Annotated in this window: 16 protein-coding genes; 5 read left to right on the forward strand and 11 right to left on the reverse strand. The window is 56.5% G+C overall.

The features are described from left to right. Window positions 1-54: 54 nt before the first annotated feature. Both AFK66_RS13560 and lipA read left to right on the forward strand, forming a co-directional pair. Window positions 55-1,050: a YbeF family transcriptional regulator gene (locus AFK66_RS13560; RefSeq protein ID WP_007791770.1), complete on the forward strand. Its 996-nt coding sequence runs from the start codon at window positions 55-57 to the stop codon at window positions 1,048-1,050. A 191-nt stretch (window positions 1,051-1,241) separates the two neighbouring features. Next, on the forward strand, window positions 1,242-2,207 hold the full coding sequence (gene lipA / locus AFK66_RS13565) for a lipoyl synthase (protein WP_004387213.1): 966 nt from the start codon (window positions 1,242-1,244) through the stop codon (window positions 2,205-2,207). A gap of 89 nt (window positions 2,208-2,296) precedes the next feature. On the opposite strand, the gene tatE is transcribed toward lipA, so the two are convergent. Next, the gene (tatE, locus tag AFK66_RS13570) at window positions 2,297-2,500 is read right to left on the reverse strand and encodes a twin-arginine translocase subunit TatE (RefSeq protein ID WP_007781767.1); all 204 of its coding nucleotides are present in this window, start codon (window positions 2,498-2,500) and stop codon (window positions 2,297-2,299) included. A 126-nt stretch (window positions 2,501-2,626) separates the two neighbouring features. Beyond that, entirely contained in the window at window positions 2,627-3,415 is a 789-nt protein-coding gene (locus AFK66_RS13575) for a deaminated glutathione amidase (RefSeq protein WP_023899163.1), read from the reverse strand. 82 nt (window positions 3,416-3,497) lie between these two features. Between AFK66_RS13575 and crcB the strand changes: the two genes are divergently transcribed. Beyond that, the gene (gene crcB / locus AFK66_RS13580; protein WP_007781761.1) at window positions 3,498-3,881 is read left to right on the forward strand and encodes a fluoride efflux transporter CrcB; all 384 of its coding nucleotides are present in this window, start codon (window positions 3,498-3,500) and stop codon (window positions 3,879-3,881) included. A 229-nt stretch (window positions 3,882-4,110) separates the two neighbouring features. Here the strand turns inward: crcB and cspE are convergent, their stop codons facing one another. Beyond that, window positions 4,111-4,320, reverse strand: coding sequence for a transcription antiterminator/RNA stability regulator CspE (cspE, locus tag AFK66_RS13585; RefSeq protein WP_002439184.1), 210 nt, complete (start codon window positions 4,318-4,320; stop codon window positions 4,111-4,113). Between the two features lie 190 nt (window positions 4,321-4,510). Beyond that, window positions 4,511-5,089, reverse strand: a complete 579-nt coding sequence (gene pagP, locus AFK66_RS13590; protein WP_007781758.1) for a lipid IV(A) palmitoyltransferase PagP — start codon at window positions 5,087-5,089, stop codon at window positions 4,511-4,513. 460 nt (window positions 5,090-5,549) lie between these two features. Here pagP and dcuC point away from each other — a divergent pair, with 460 nt between their 5' ends. Together dcuC and rna are read left to right on the forward strand one after the other, a co-directional pair. Next, window positions 5,550-6,911, forward strand: coding sequence for an anaerobic C4-dicarboxylate transporter DcuC (gene dcuC, locus AFK66_RS13595; protein WP_032969768.1), 1,362 nt, complete (start codon window positions 5,550-5,552; stop codon window positions 6,909-6,911). 107 nt (window positions 6,912-7,018) lie between these two features. Continuing rightward, entirely contained in the window at window positions 7,019-7,825 is an 807-nt protein-coding gene (rna, locus tag AFK66_RS13600) for a ribonuclease I (RefSeq protein ID WP_007781750.1), read from the forward strand. Window positions 7,826-7,844: 19 nt separating this feature from the next. Here rna and AFK66_RS13605 read toward each other — a convergent pair whose 3' ends face one another. The 7 genes from AFK66_RS13605 to AFK66_RS13635 all read right to left on the reverse strand — a co-directional run bounded on the left by AFK66_RS13605 (window position 7,845) and on the right by AFK66_RS13635 (window position 15,914). Beyond that, window positions 7,845-8,129: a hypothetical protein gene (locus tag AFK66_RS13605; RefSeq protein WP_007781747.1), complete on the reverse strand. Its 285-nt coding sequence runs from the start codon at window positions 8,127-8,129 to the stop codon at window positions 7,845-7,847. Between the two features lie 83 nt (window positions 8,130-8,212). Continuing rightward, window positions 8,213-9,889, reverse strand: a complete 1,677-nt coding sequence (locus AFK66_RS13610; protein ID WP_007781732.1) for a glycoside hydrolase family 13 protein — start codon at window positions 9,887-9,889, stop codon at window positions 8,213-8,215. After that, on the reverse strand, window positions 9,889-11,544 hold the full coding sequence (locus tag AFK66_RS13615) for a glycoside hydrolase family 13 protein (protein ID WP_032983128.1): 1,656 nt from the start codon (window positions 11,542-11,544) through the stop codon (window positions 9,889-9,891). The genes AFK66_RS13610 and AFK66_RS13615 overlap by 1 nt, the downstream gene beginning before the upstream one ends. Before the next feature lie 9 nt (window positions 11,545-11,553). After that, window positions 11,554-12,669 carry an ABC transporter ATP-binding protein gene (locus AFK66_RS13620; RefSeq protein WP_023899167.1) on the reverse strand — a complete coding sequence of 372 codons (1,116 nt, stop codon included), beginning with the start codon at window positions 12,667-12,669 and terminating at the stop codon, window positions 11,554-11,556. A 3-nt stretch (window positions 12,670-12,672) separates the two neighbouring features. Next, entirely contained in the window at window positions 12,673-13,518 is an 846-nt protein-coding gene (locus AFK66_RS13625; RefSeq protein WP_004387224.1) for a carbohydrate ABC transporter permease, read from the reverse strand. Next, on the reverse strand, window positions 13,518-14,471 hold the full coding sequence (locus tag AFK66_RS13630) for a carbohydrate ABC transporter permease (RefSeq protein ID WP_023899168.1): 954 nt from the start codon (window positions 14,469-14,471) through the stop codon (window positions 13,518-13,520). The genes AFK66_RS13625 and AFK66_RS13630 overlap by 1 nt, the downstream gene beginning before the upstream one ends. A 177-nt stretch (window positions 14,472-14,648) precedes the next feature. Beyond that, window positions 14,649-15,914 (reverse strand): ABC transporter substrate-binding protein, encoded by a 1,266-nt coding sequence (locus AFK66_RS13635; protein WP_007781722.1) that lies wholly within the window; start codon window positions 15,912-15,914, stop codon window positions 14,649-14,651. Window positions 15,915-16,001 lie beyond the last annotated feature (87 nt).

Consider the following 16,001-nt stretch of genomic DNA (forward strand, 5'->3'; position numbering starts at 1 on the left):
ATTATAAATAGAACCTCTCTATTATTTGATTTATCTATATAGTTGGAGCGTAGCGTGGAATTGAACCATCCCCCTGAAAAACCTTCAGCCAAACAGGAAGATGACAGTAGACCGCAAATATTCCAGACTCTGCGAAATATCGATCTAAACCTGCTGACGATTTTCGAAGCCGTATACGTGCATAAAGGCATTGTAAACGCGGCCAGAGTACTGAACCTGACGCCATCGGCTATCAGCCAGTCTATTCAGAAACTGCGACTGATATTTCCCGATCCGTTGTTTATTCGAAAAGGACAAGGAGTTACGCCGACTGCTTATGCGACTCACATGCATGAATATATCAGTCAGGGACTGGAATCTATTCTCGGCGCGCTGGATTTACAGGGCGAGCACGAAAAACAGCGCACGATAACCATCGCTACGTCCGCCTCGCTGGGCGCACTGGTGATCCCTCAGATTTATCAGCAGATCCGCGCGGTAAATCCCCATCTGCAAATTCGCAACGTCCCGTTGCAGGACACTGAAACCCAGCTAAGCCAGTTCCAGACCGATCTGGTGGTCGACAGCGGCTCGTGGTCATCGCGAACGCTGAGCACGCACCTGCTCTTTAAAGATCGCGTCGCGGTGGTGTGTCGTCGCGGTCATCCATGTTCGCGTACCGGCGAACCGGTGACGTCTGATGATTTGCAGCAATGGGAGCACACTTTCATTATGCTGCCAGGTGGAATGGTGAACGGCGTGCGTAAGCAAATTAATACGTTACTGCCGGATCGAAACGTTTCGTTTAGCAGTTACAATATGGTGACGATTGCGTCTATCATCGGCAGCAGCGATTTAATCGGCTTTATGCCCGCACGAATATTCGCGTTATTTAAAGACAGCTTTGGACTTATTGAAGTGGAAAGCGATGTCGTTATAAAAGAAACCATCGACATTTCATTACATTACAATAAATTCAGTCTGCGCGACCCGGTGGTACAAAATGTGATTGAAGCGATTGTGGAGGGATTTAATCATCACGCCATTTCGGCTGGCGCGTCGCCCTCATAACGGGCGACGGCTTAAGGGCACCAAATAACAACTATTTTACAAATTCTTCGCCGTTTCGGGTGCCCTCAGGCTGATTCTGTGTGTCAGTAATGTTATACTGCGTGCCGTTAATTCAAAAATAGTTGATAAATACAACTTTAGCTTGAATTTAAACGCTTTCCTTCGTTATCCGCAACTGGAACACGCACGCTATGAGTAAACCCATTGTGATGGAACGCGGTGTGAAATACCGCGATGCCGATAAAATGGCCCTTATCCCGGTTAAGAATGTGGCGACAGAGCGGGAGGCTTTGTTAAGAAAGCCGGAGTGGATGAAAATCAAACTCCCTGCCGACTCTACCCGCATCCAGGGTATCAAAGCGGCGATGCGCAAAAATGGTCTCCACTCTGTCTGTGAAGAGGCCTCCTGCCCGAACCTTGCGGAGTGTTTCAACCACGGCACCGCGACCTTTATGATCCTCGGCGCTATCTGTACCCGTCGCTGCCCGTTCTGCGATGTGGCCCACGGCCGCCCGGTCGCCCCGGATGCCAACGAGCCGCAGAAGCTGGCGCAAACCATCGCCGATATGGCGCTGCGTTACGTGGTTATCACCTCGGTGGATCGCGACGACCTGCGTGACGGCGGTGCACAGCACTTTGCAGACTGCATTACGGCTATTCGCGAAAAGAGCCCGTCCATTAAAATCGAGACGCTGGTGCCCGATTTCCGTGGCCGTATGGACAGAGCGCTGGAGATCCTGACCGCCACGCCGCCGGATGTGTTCAACCACAACCTGGAAAACGTGCCGCGTCTTTATCGTCAGGTGCGTCCGGGCGCGGATTATAACTGGTCGCTGAAGCTGCTGGAGCGTTTTAAAGAAGCGCACCCGGAGATCCCGACCAAATCCGGTCTGATGGTTGGTCTGGGTGAGACCAATGCGGAAATCATTGAAGTGATGCGCGATCTGCGCGCGCACGGCGTCACCATGCTGACGCTCGGCCAGTACCTGCAACCGAGCCGTCACCACCTGCCGGTGCAGCGTTACGTAAGCCCGGACGAGTTTGAAGAGATGAAAGCGGAAGCGATGGCGATGGGCTTTACCCACGCTGCCTGCGGCCCGTTCGTTCGCTCGTCTTACCATGCCGATCTCCAGGCGAAAGGCGAAGAAGTCAAATAACCGTGTAACAGCTTGTTACGATCGCGGTTTCGCCCACAAAAAAACCGGCCTCTGAGGAGCCGGTTTTTTTTATGCCGCGAGGGCTGAAATTATTCTTTATGAGAAAGGCGTTCTGCCGGCGCTTCGGACGCCGCAGGCGTTTTCGCGCCAGCTTCGTCGTCATTCATCGCTTTTTTGAAGCCTTTAATCGCAGCGCCCAGGTCTCCCCCAAGCGTACGCAGTTTTTTGGTACCAAACAGCAGAACAACCAGTGCGGCGATCACGAGCAGTTTGGTAATACTAATTTCACCCATACTTACCTTCTTAGAAAATCTGGCGCCAGACGGCGATGTCAAAGACCGCACTTATTAACGGTCATTTAAGCCCGACACACAATAGCAATCTGTAACGAGATGAATCAAGCGCTGGATAAAAAAACATCAAAATAATTCTGGCGCAGCGAAACGGCGGTTTTTGAGCACCGGCAACTGCTCGCGAACCTGCGCCACGCGATGCGCTGAAATCTCAGCGAAAATGAGATCCGGGCCTTCGCCCGCCGCTGCGACAGTGACGCCAAGCGGGTCTATCACGCGACTCTGGCCGATATTACGGTTGCCGCATTCGCCGCTCGCCACAAGATAACAGGTGGTGTCCAGCGCACGTGCCGCGAGCAGCGTGGCCCAGTGATGCTCTTTGAGCGGCCCGCGCACCCACGCGGCCGGGAGCGCCAGAATGTCCGCGCCTGCGAGCGCCAAGCTCAGCGCCATCTCCGGAAAGCGTAAGTCATAGCAGGTCATCAGCCCGACCTTCATACCTTCCACCTCAATCAACGCTGGCAGCGTGCTGCCAGCGTCCACCAGCCGCGACTCCTGCATCGTGAAGGCGTCATACAGATGGATCTTCTGATACTGTGCGATAATCTCGCCGCCGCGCAGCGCGATGAGCGTGTTGGCCGCCCTGCCCTCACGGGTGGGAGTATGAATGGTCAGAAGCGTCGTCAGACGGTTTCTGGCGCTCTCTTCGCGTAGCCGCTGCACGTAATCGCCATTGAGCGGCTGGGCCGATTTTACCGACATATCCGGGTCGCTGTCGCTGCGCGCCAGCAGCGCCTCCGGGAGCACCAGCAATGCGGCATTCTGGCTGGCGGCATTCGCCATCAGCTCTACGCAGGTTTGCGCGTTCTGTTGCGCGTCAGGCGTCACCACAAACTGTCCAACCGCTACTTTCATGTCGCTTCCCCCTTCCGGTAGCCAGCGTGCCTTTGCTGAAGGTAAACTATTCGCCTTGCAAATAACATTATGACAAACGCCCATGTTAAAAATCATGCTCGCGGTATTTCTCGGCGGCGGCACCGGCAGCGTGCTGCGCTGGTGGCTTGGCCTGCGCCTGAACCCCATGCACCACGCAGTTCCCATTGGCACGCTGACTGCCAACCTCGCCGGGGCCTTTATCATCGGCGCGGGGCTTGCCTGGTTTAACCGTATGACGCATCTGGACCCGATGTGGAAGCTGCTAATCACCACCGGCCTGTGCGGCGGCCTGACGACCTTCTCGACCTTTTCCGCAGAAGTGGTGTTTTTACTGCAGGAGGGGCGCATCGGCTGGGCGGGTCTGAACGTGGCGCTGAACCTGTTTGGCTCGTTTATGATGACGGCGCTCGCATTCTGGCTTTTTTCTTCTGTAAGCGTGCGCTAAGCGACGCCTCGTTAATGTTAGCTTAATTTTTCTCTGCCACTATCGGCCTGTCGTCTGTGTCGGGAGAGACTTATGAAAGCGCAAATGATGAGTGGTCTGGCCGTGTTGTTCAGTGTTCTGGTGGTCGCGTTTTTTTTGAAAAGCTTTCTGTTTTACTGAAAAAACGTAAAACGACAGGCATAAAAAAACCCGCTGAATCAGCGGGTTTTGAAATTCTTGCTGTGCGTAATTACAGAGCGATTACGTTAGCAGCAGAAGGGCCTTTGGCACCGTTAGTGATTTCGAACTCTACACGCTGACCTTCAGCCAGAGTTTTGAAACCATTGCTCTGGATCGCAGAGAAGTGTACGAACACGTCTTTGCTGCCATCTTCCGGAGTAATGAAACCGAATCCTTTGGATTCATTAAACCACTTAACGTTACCTTTAATCTTAGACATCAAAATTACCTTTACATGAAAAATCGACACAAATGCTGTGTCGGATATCAGTACATCAATTGTGGTGGCTTTTGTCCAGTCGAACTTTCAGAAAAAGTGATAAAAGTCGCGAACTTTTTTTGCCGTTGGGCTTGTGAGCCTTGTCTTCTCTGGCTTAGCGCATTTTCTTATGTCTGAAAATATTTTGCGCTTAAAACTGCAACCGCAGCCAGGCGAAGTAAACGTTTCCGTTGTTGTAGGTGCCAGGGATGTACGTCATCTGGAATGTCGCAGGTCCGTAACCCACCGACGCCAGCGGCAGCACCAGCGGAATCGGGATGTAATCCCAGTTATCACGCGCCGTTACGCCCACGGTATAACCCAGCCCCACATGGAACGCGTCGTCAGGCAGCGGTCGCCACGTTGCTTCCCAGCCGTAACCGGCGATAGGCTCCCATTTGTTGTAGGAATCTTTAAACGCCATCACATACAGGCCGTGCCAGTTGCCTTTTTCATCCCAGCGAGATTTGCCGATACCCGCGCCCCACGGACGTTCGTTGTAGCGATCGGTTTTCTCTTTGTCATACGCGAAACGCGCATGCCAGGTGATGGCAGGCACATACAGATCCACATGCTGCGGCTCGCTCCAGGTTTCGGCGATATTATCGCCAAGCACAGAAGCCCAAGCCTTTACGGTGCGTGGCGCTTCCAGCGCCGAGGCGTTCAGGGGAAATAATATCTGGCAGAAAAATATAAGGATTGTCAGAAGGGATTTATTAACTACGGTCACGTCTTAATTACCACTGTTAGTATGAAGTCATATTCTGGGCGATCCTGCCTCAATGAAGACTTAACCGACTGCCAGTTAATTCCTAAAGCGCGCCGGCACGCCCTGCACAGGCGCTTTTTTCAGACGCTTCTTCCCTGCCTCAGCGCGCTGAAAACGTATTAATGCCTGTTGCGAATAAATGCGCATCAATAACCGCGCCATGCGCCGCCCCTTAACGTAAATTTCGTCCATCCTGCGCCTTCACGCCATTATCTTTACATCGCCAGCATCACGCAGTCATGCAACCCATTAATTTGAAATAATTTTATTTATCTGAGATTCATCTTCCTGGTAAGCAGAAGGTTTATTGATATGTATCAGATAACGCTCAGAGTAATTCAGGCACATTCCCCCGCATCTTGCCTGCGCCACGCGCCTGACGTCGCCGGGTTATTTTTGCAGTCGCTTAACAGAGGCCATTATGGGAACAATTCTGGAACTCCTCACGGGAGCCGTGGTTATTGTGGGGGTTGCGCGTTATATCATTAAAGGCTATTCCGCCACGGGCGTGCTTTTTGTCGGCGGAATTACCCTGTTAATTATTAGCGCGCTAATGGGCCACCCTGTATTACCTCCTAAAGAAACCAGTACTGGTTACGCCCTCAGCGATATTTTTGAATATATTAAAATTCTGCTGATGAGCCGCGGCGGCGACCTCGGCATGATGATTATGATGCTGTGCGGTTTCGCGGCGTATATGACGCATACCGGTGCCAACGATATGGTGGTCAAGCTTGCCTCTCGTCCGCTGCGTTATATTAACTCGCCTTATTTGCTGATGATTGCCGCCTATTTCGTCGCCTGTCTGATGTCGCTTGCCGTTTCATCCGCGACCGGCCTTGGCGTGTTGCTGATGGCGACGCTGTTCCCGGTAATGGTCAACGTCGGCATCAGCCGCGGCGCGGCAGCGGCCATCTGCGCTTCTCCGGCGGCGATTATTCTCTCCCCGACGTCCGGCGATGTGGTGCTGGCCGCGCAGGCCTCTGAAATGCCGCTTATCGATTTCGCATTTAAAACCACGCTGCCGATTTCCATCGCCGCCATTATCTGCATGGCTGTCGCCCATTTCTTCTGGCAGCGGTGGCTCGATAAAAAAGAGCATATCTATCACGAAACGCTGGATGTGAAAGAAATCACCACCAGCGCGCCCGCTTTTTACGCGATTCTGCCGTTCAGTCCGATCATTGGCGTGCTGATTTTCGACGGCAAATGGGGGCCACAGCTGCATATCATCACTATTCTGGTTATCTGCATGGTGCTGACCGCCGTGATTGAATTTATCCGCAGCTTTAGCAGCAAAGCGGTGTTTGCCGGGCTGGAAGTGGCTTACCGCGGCATGGCGGACGCCTTTGCAGGCGTGGTGATTCTGCTGGTGGCCGCGGGCGTTTTCGCCCAGGGTCTGAGCGCGATAGGCTTTATCCAGAGTCTTATCTCCATCGCCACCTCGTTTGGCTCGGCCAGCATTATCCTGATGCTGGTGCTGGTCACGCTAACCATGCTCGCGGCGATGACGACCGGCTCCGGCAACGCGCCGTTCTACGCCTTCGTGGAGATGATCCCGAAGCTCGCGCACAGCGCCGGGGTGAATCCGGCCTATCTGACGATCCCGATGCTACAGGCGTCCAACCTGGGCCGCACCATTTCGCCGGTTTCCGGCGTGGTGGTGGCGGTCGCCGGGATGGCGAAAATCTCGCCGTTTGAAGTCGTTAAACGCACCTCGGTGCCAGTACTGGTTGGATTAATCGTCGTGATCCTGGCGACGCAACTGCTGGTTGCGGCATAATCTGCTGTCCTTAAGCGGAATCTGTCCGAAAAGCGCCCTCGCGGCGCTTTTTTTATGGTTAAATGACACACCCTTGTGATTTATCCCGTCGATTTCGGACCCATACTATGGTTTACAGGAAAGTTTTACTCGCCGCAGGCGCGCTGCTGGCGATGGCGGCGACGACCGTGAGCGCGCAACCGCTGGAAGCGAAGCAGTATGGCGATTTCGATCGCTACGTGCTGGCGCTTTCATGGCAGACCGGCTTTTGCCAGAGCATGCACGAGCGCCAGCGCGATGAGCCTGCCGAGTGCGCGCTGCAAAAAGAAGAAGACGATAAACGCAATTACCTGACGGTACATGGCCTGTGGCCGGGGCTGCCGAAATCCATCGCCTTACGCGGCGTTGATGACAAACGCTGGATGCGCTTTGGCTGCGCCACGCGCCCCATCCCGAATATGCCGCTCGCCCGCGCCGATAAAAAATGCCAGGCGGCGGAAACCGGCCTGTCGCTGGAAACGGCTGAGAAGCTCAGCGAGACAATGCCGGGCGCTGGCGGCGATTCCTGCCTTGAACGTTATGAATACGCCAAGCACGGCGTCTGCTTCGGGTTCGACCCGGACGCCTATTTCGGCACGATGGTGCGTATGAACAACGAAGTGAAGCAGAGCCCAGTCGGCGCGTTTCTTGCCGCCAACTACGGCAAAGCGGTCAGTCGCCAGGCCTTTGATACCGCCGTCGCCAAAGCGTTTGGCCGCCAGAGCGTGCGGGCGGTGAAACTCACCTGTAACGGCAATCCGGCTTATCTCACCGAGATGCAGATCTCGCTGAACGCCGCGAAGATCAACGCCCCGCTCACCGCCGATTCCTTTGCGCCGCAGCCGCATCCGGGTAACTGCGGTAAAAACTTTATTCTCGATAACGTCGGGTATTAATCCTCTTACGCGGGCGCAATCACTCGTTGCGCTCGCGCCATTCGCGGATCATCTCCGCCGTCACCTCGCGTTTATAGCAGATGGGCGAATAGCCCCCTTCCCGGCTCCAGGCGCTGCGCCCGCCGCAGGCACGTCCGTTACGCATCGCGTTATACGGGCACGGACAGTTGCCGGGATAGACGTCTATCGATTCCTGGATAATCTGCTCTTTGACCTGATCATCACTAAGCGCCGCTATGGCGGGTGCCGCATACCACACGGCCAGCAGTGCCATCGCGGCCAGACCTGTTTTACGAATCATCATTTGCGTCCATGTAAAAAAAAATCGCGCCATTGTGGCGCGATCTGTCTCGCAAAAAAGATTGTTACGTCACAGGTTTTGATGCCTCACGATGTGAGTTTATAAACCCGCGTTTCCCAGGCGCGTAACCGGTGCGGCTCCTGGGTCTCGCCAAGATTCGCCAGCACGCAGAACGCGCCGTTGAGCGACAGCGCTGCGGCGTCCCACTCCGCCGCTTTGCCGGAGAAATTACACAACACCACCAGCGATTCATCGCCCAACACGCGGCGGTAAGCGTAAATCTGCTCGTGATCGTTAAGCAGCGTCTCATAGCGCCCGTAAATCAGCGCCGGCTCGCGTTTTCGCAGGTGGATCATCTGTCGATAAAAATTGAGCACTGAATGCGGATCGTGCTGCTGGCTTTCGACGTTGATCATCTCGTAATTCGGATTCACCTTCAGCCAGGGTTCATGGGTGCTGAAGCCTGCATACGGCGACGCGTCCCACTGCATCGGCGTACGGGAGTTATCGCGCCCGGTGCGCGTCAGGAATTCGACAATCGCCTCCTCGCTCATCCCCTGATCCCGCAAATCGCGCGCTTTGTTATGGGCCGAGACGTCGTCAAAATCGTCCAGGCTCGCAAAACGCGTATTGGTCATGCCGATCTCCTGGCCCTGATAGATAAACGGCGTGCCCTGCATGAGAAAATACATCGCCGCGATGCAGGTCGCGCTTTCGCGCCAGTGATGCTCGGTATCGCCCCAGCGCGACACCACACGCGTCACGTCGTGGTTTTCCACATAGAGCGCGTTCCAGCCTGTGCCCTCCAGCGCCTGCTGCCAGGCGGTGAAAATGTTGCGCAGCACGGCGGGCGTCGGGCGCAGTCCCGCCTGCGGCTCCCAGAGCCGGACATGCTCAAACTGAAACACCATATTGAGCCGCCCGCGGTTTTCGCCCACCCACTCTTCCGCGTGGGCGGCGTCCAGCCCGTTCATCTCGCCCACCGTGACGATGTCGTAATGGTTAAAGACGTTACGGCAGATGTCGTCCACATAGTCGAGCAGGCCGTCGTAATTAAGGTGCGACACCATCGACGGCGCATAGGGAAGTTTTTCGGGGTTCGGCACGTCGCTAAGCGTCGGCTCCTTTTTCATATGCGCAATGGCGTCGATGCGAAACCCGTCGATGCCCTTATCAAGCCACCAGCGCATCATGTCGTAGACGGCGGCGCGCATCTCGTGGTTTTCCCAGTTGAGATCGGGCTGACGGCTGCTGAACAGGTGCATGAAATACTGGCCGGTCACGTCATCCCGCTTCCAGGCCGAGCCGCTGAAAATCGATTCCCAGTTATTCGGCTCCGCCCCGTTCTTGCCGTCACGCCAGATATACCAGTCGCGTTTGGGGTTATCTTTAGAGGCGCGCGATTCGAGAAACCACGGGTGCTCGTCAGAGGTATGATTCACGACCAGGTCGAGAATCAGCCGCATGCCGCGCTGATGCACGCCCTCCAGCAGCCGGTCGAAATCGGCCATGGTGCCGAACTCCGCCATGATCCCCTGATAGTCGCTGATGTCGTACCCGTTATCGTCGTTGGGCGACGGGTACATCGGGCAGATCCAGATAAGATCGATGCCGAGATCTTTCAGGTAATCGAGCTTTTCAATAATCCCGTTGAGATCGCCAATACCGTCGCCGTTGCTGTCTTTAAAGCTGCGCGGATAAATCTGGTAGGCCGTCGCCTCTTTCCACCAGCGGCCTTTTACCTGCGTCGGTGCTTCACTCATTACCCCTCCTGATGAATTAACAGCGCAAAAGATTCATAAGGTTGCAGCTCCAGACTCACGGCGAGCTGGTCACGCGGCGCATAGTTGCTGATAAGGCATTCGCCGTGCCACGCCTGCATCGCTTCCGGAATGGGCAACGTAATGGCGTTGCCGAAGAAATTGTTAATTACCAGCAGCGTGTCGCCCTCGTAGCGGCGCACCCAGGCGAACACTTCCGGGTGTTCGGCAAACAGCATCTGATAATCGCCATACACCAGAATCGGGTACTGTTTACGCAGCGCCACCAGCTTTTGATAGTGCCAGAGAATAGAGTCAGGCTCGGCCAGCGCCTGCGCCACGTTAATCTCGCGGTAATTGGGGTTCACGCCGAGCCACGGCCTGCCGGTCGTGAAGCCGCCGTTCGGGCTATCATCCCACTGCATCGGCGTGCGGGCGTTGTCGCGGCCGTTGGCGTAGATACCGGTCATCATCTCGTCATGCGTCAGGCCGCCTGCAATCAGTTCCCGGTAAAAATTGAGGCTCTCGATGTCGCGATACTCTTCAATGGTGGAGTAACGCACATTGGTCATGCCGATCTCCTCGCCCTGATAGATATAGGGCGTGCCGCGCAGACAGTGGAGCGCGGTGGCGAGCATTTTCGCCGAGACCTCGCGAAACTCGCCGTCATTGCCGAATTTCGACACCGCGCGCGGCAGGTCGTGGTTACTCCAGAACAGCGAGTTCCAGCCGCGGTCGGCCAGCGCCGTCTGCCACTTATCAATCACTGCCTTAAAGCGCGGCAGCTCGAACGGCCTGCTGCGCCACTTGCCCGCTTTTTCATCCCAGGTCTGTTTAATATGTTCAAACTGAAACACCATCGAGAGTTCCCGGCGTTCCGGGTCGCTGTAGAGCAGCGCGTCTTCCGGCGTGGCGCTCCAGGCTTCGCCCACGGTCAGCGAATCGCGCGGGCCGAACGTCGCCTCGTTCATCTGACGCAGCAGCACATGCAGGTGCTTGCCGTTCGCCATGATCTGCCGGTCAACCTCTTTACCGATTAAATCGATAACGTCCATGCGGAAACCGCCGATGCCCTTATCCAGCCAGCGGTTCATCATCGCGTGGATCTCCTCCTGCACGCGCGGGTTTTCCCAGTTGAGATCCGGCTGGCGTACCGAAAACTGGTGCAGATAATATTCGCCGCTCGCCTCGTCATACGCCCAGCCGCTGCCGCCAAAATGCGAGCGGTAATCATTCGGCGGGCCGCCGTCCGGCGCCGGTTTGCGCCAGATATAGAAATCGCGGTACGGGTTATCTTTGCCCTTTTTCGCCTCGATAAACCACGGGTGTTCGTCGGAAGTGTGGTTCACCACCAGATCCATCAGGATATAGATATCGCGCGCCTTCGCTTCCTGAATCAGCTGCTCCATCTCCGCCATCGTGCCGAACTCCGCGGCGATATCGTCGTAGTCGGAGATATCGTAGCCATTGTCGTCCATCGGCGATTTGTAGACCGGCGAGAGCCAGATAAGGTTGATGCCAAGCTGTTGCAGATAGTCGAGCTTGCTGATGATCCCCGCCAGATCGCCCACGCCGTCGCCGTTGGCGTCCATAAAGCTGCGCGGGTAGATCTGGTAGACCACCGCGTTATGCCACCACTTCTTGTCGATTGCTTTCATCACGCTCCCTTAATGCTGGGTTTTCGGGCCGCTTAAGCGCGCAAACGCGTTGCCCGCGCTGTCGAAAAGGTAACAGTGTTCCGCTGGCAGTTTCAGCCCCAGATGGTGCTCAGGCCGGACTTCCAGCCTCTCAGTATGGCGCATGACCAGCGGTTCTGCGCCATAACCGCCGTTCACATAAACCAGGGTTTCATTGCCCATATGCTCAACGAATAATACTTCGCCTTCCACGTCCGCTTTCGCAAGCGTCATGATCTCCACGTGCTCCGGGCGAATGCCAAGCTGCACCGCGTCGCCCTCCTGCCCGGCGGCAGCCTGCACCGGCAGCGTCAGGCGCAGGCCGTTTTCCAGCTCCACCTCGCAGGCGTGCTCCATCACGCGCAGCATTTTGCCGGGGATCAGGTTCATCTTCGGCGAGCCGATAAACTGCGCGACAAACACGTTGGCCGGGGTGTCGTAAAGCGCAAGCGGCGTGCCGACCTGTTCAATCTGGCCCTGATTGAGCACAACGATGCGGTCGGCGAGCGTCATCGCCTCCACCTGATCGTGCGTGACATACAGAATGGTGGCGTGAATGCGCCTGTGCAGCGCCGCTATCTCCATGCGCATCTGCACGCGCAGCGAGGCGTCAAGGTTCGAGAGCGGTTCGTCGAAGAGAAACAGGCTCGGCTCGCGCACAATCGCGCGGCCTATGGCCACGCGCTGGCGCTGGCCGCCGGAGAGATCTTTCGGGCGGCGATCCAGCAGGTGCTCCAGCTGTAAAATCCGCGCGCTTTCGCGTACCCGCTCGTCAATGTCTTTCGCCGGCACCTTCGCCATTTCAAGCGCGAACGCCATATTCTGGTAGACCGTCATATGCGGATAGAGCGCATAGGACTGAAACACCATGCCGATGCCGCGCTCGGATGGCGAATCGTCGTTAACCCGCAGGTCATCGATATACATATCGCCGTCGGTTATCTCCTCAAGCCCCGCCACCAGGCGCAGCAGCGTCGATTTGCCGCAGCCGGACGGGCCGACCACCACCACAAATTCGCCGCTGTTGATCTGTAAATCGAGCGGCTTAATCACTTCGGCATGGGTGCCGTAGCGTTTCTGGACTTTCTCTAAACGAAGTTGCGCCATGATTTACCCCTTAATCGCCCCGCTGGTCAGGCCGCTGACAATGCGTTTCTGGAAGATAAGCACCAGGATAATAATGGGCAGCGTCACCACCACCGACGCGGCCATAATGCTGCCCCAGGGCAGCTCGTAGCTCGACGCGCCGCTGAACATACTGATGGCGACCGGCACGGTGCGTTTGTCGCCGGAAATAATAAACGTCAGTGCGAACATGAACTCATTCCAGGCGCCGATAAACGCCAGCAGCCCGGTAGTCACCAGCGCAGGTGCCAGCACCGGCGCAAACACGCGGCGAATAATGGTGCCGGTTTTCGCGCCGTCGACGATGGCCGCCTCTTCCAGTTCCACCGGAATCGACTTCATAAACGTCGTCAGCACCCAGACGGTGAACGGCAGCGAAAACGTGGTGTAGGAGATAACCAGCGCGCCGAGCGAATCGTAAAGCCCCAGAAAGCGCACCAGCTCAAACATGCCCGTCAGCACCGCCACCTGCGGAAACATTGAGACGCAGAGAATGGTAAAGAGCAGTACGCGACGCCCGCGAAACGGCACGCGCGCCAGCGCAAAAGCGGCCGTCACCGACACCAGCAGACACAGCCCCACCGTCACCACCGCCACCAGTACCGAGTTCAGCAGACTGCGGGCGATGCCGTTATCCACCAGCGCCACCACATAGTTATCCCAGTGCCAGCTGTCCGGGAAATAGGCGGGCGTAAACAGCTCCTGGCCCGCGCGCAGCGAACTGATAATGGCGTAATAGAAAGGAAAAACGCAGAACAGACAGGCCATCAGCGCGCCGATATAAATCACCGCTTTATGCCCCATCCTGCGCTGCCAGCGCGTGGTTTTCATCAGCTTTTCTCCTTGTCGTTTAAGCGCGCGACGCGGATAAAGCAGGCCGCGATGCCCGCCACCATCATAAAGACCAGCACCGATGCCGCCGACCCCATGCCCATATCCTGATAAGAGACAATCTGCTCGCGGGCGTAGCCGGAAATCGACATCGTCGCCTCGCTGTTGGAAGTGAGCACGTAGATAAGATCGAAGATACGCATCGAATCCATCACGCGGAAAATCAGCGCCACCACCAGCGCGGGCATAATCAGCGGCAGCGTGATGCGCTTAAAGCGCTGCCAGGGGCTGGCACCGTCCACTTTCGCGGCCTCGTAAAGATCCGCCGGAATCAGCTGTAGCGCCGCCAGCAGCATCAGCGCCATAAATGGCGTGGTTTTCCAGACGTCGGCAATCACCACCGCCCACATGGAGAGCGACGGCTCGGCAATCCACGCGAGATGCGACGGCAGGCCGATTTTGCCGAGCAGATCGTTCACCACGCCGTACTGATCGTGGAACATCCAGCCCCACATTTTGGCGCTGACGATCGTCGGGATCGCCCACGGAATAAGAATGGCGGTGCGCACCAGCCCCTGCCCGCGGAATTTCTCATTCATCAGCAGCGCCAGCAGCATACCGAGCAACAGCTCCAGCGCCACCGAAGTGAACGTAAACCAGAGCGTGTTGCCGACCGCCTGCCACCAGAGCGGGTCGCTTAGCACGCCGATGCTCACACCATCCTTGCGCGCAAAGTAGTTCGCGATACCCACCATCTGGTAATCCTGAGGCGCGTCGAGCATGGCGTTGGTGAAGCTAAACCAGATGGTGCGAACCAGCGGCCAGCCCGCCGCCAGCGCCAGCAGGAGCAGCGAGGGCAATACCAGCCCCCACGCCACGCGCCGACGGCGCTGATGCCAGGAGGCGTTGCGCCGCCGGGGAGACGGCGGCGACGTAAGGCTATCGGATTTCATAGGCGCTCCGTTGAGTATGTTGACGGACACGATGGTGTTGCCTTTCCCCCGATGAGCGAGCATCGGGATTAACGCCGCACGGCGGGTGCGCTTCGCTTACCCGCCCTACAAAAACAGTTACGCGTTCACAGGGCGGGTATGCGAAGCGTACCCGCCAGCCACAACGTCATCCAGCGCTTACCGCCAGCCGGCCCCCTTCGCGCGGGTCAGGCGCTTTTGCAAATCTTCCGTCGCTTTCTTGCCATCCTCTTTGCCGTTCAGCACGCTAAACGTCACGTTGAAAATGGCATTCGACACGCGCGGATACTGCGCTTCGGTCACCGTCGCCGGACGCGGCACCGCCTGCGCGAAAATATCGCGGAACTGCGTCAGCTCAGGCGCGACAGCCAGCACATCTTTATTTTCATAGAGCGCGACGCGGGTCGGCGCGTGGCCGAGCATTTTGAGACGCGAGATTTGCGAATCGTCATCGCTTAAGATTTTCAGCAGCGCGATGGCGGCCTCCGGGTTTTTGGTATTGGCGTTTATCGACCACTGCCAGCCGCCGAGCGTTGTCGCCTGACGCCCTTCCGGCCCGGCGGGAAGCTGCATCACGCCCACTTTGCCCTTGAGCGGGCTGTCGTCGGCCTGAGATAGCTGCCAGACATACGGCCAGTTGCGCATAAACAGCGCGTCGCCGTTCTGGAACACGGTGCGCGACTCTTCCTCTTTGTAGCCCAGAACACCTTTCGGCGTAATCTTGCCCATCCAGCCGCGCGCCATATCCAGCGCCTGCGCCGCTTTCGGGTTATTAATGGTCACGTTCCCTTTTTCATCGACAAACGTGCCGCCGCCGTATGAGTCGATCCACTCCAGCGCGTTACAGGTCAGCCCTTCATAAGATTTGCCCTGGAAGATGTACCCCCAGAAATTCTTATGCCCCGCCTTGCGTTCTTCGGCCTGAATTTTCGTGGCGATGCGCGTCATCTCGTCCCACGTTTTTGGCGGTTGCTCTTTGTATTTCTCCAGTAAATCTTTGCGATAAAACAGCACGCCGGTGTCGATATATGACGGTACCGCTTTCAGGCGTCCGTTGACGGTGTTGTTCTTCCAGGGGCCAGGGAAAAAGTCTTTTTCCATCCCGCCCATCGCGTCGGTGAGATCGAGCGTCTGCTTGTCCAGCAGGCCTATCCAGATGGTGTCGGACTGAAACACATCCACCGCTTTTTCATCTTTAGCGGCAAAGAGTTGTTGCAGCAGCGCCAGCTTTTCATCGGAGGCCGCCGGAAACTCGATAAACTCCAGTTGATTACCGGTCTGCTTCTCGAAGCGCTCTTTGATGTACTGGCAATACTGTTTGCCGCCGGGCGACACCGGGCATTCCATGCGCAGGGTATCAGCAAACGCCAGTTGGCTTGTGCCCGCCAGCGCGACGGCCAGAAAAGTGAAGGTGAGCTTTTTCATGATGTCCTCTTATGCACTGAACAGGGTGCGGAGGCGTTGCGCCGCCGCCTACAGCGCGATGTACGGCAAATCATCACGATCCTAAGC

The sequence above is a fragment of the Cronobacter malonaticus LMG 23826 genome (assembly GCF_001277215.2).
In the GTDB taxonomy this organism is placed as follows: domain Bacteria; phylum Pseudomonadota; class Gammaproteobacteria; order Enterobacterales; family Enterobacteriaceae; genus Cronobacter; species Cronobacter malonaticus.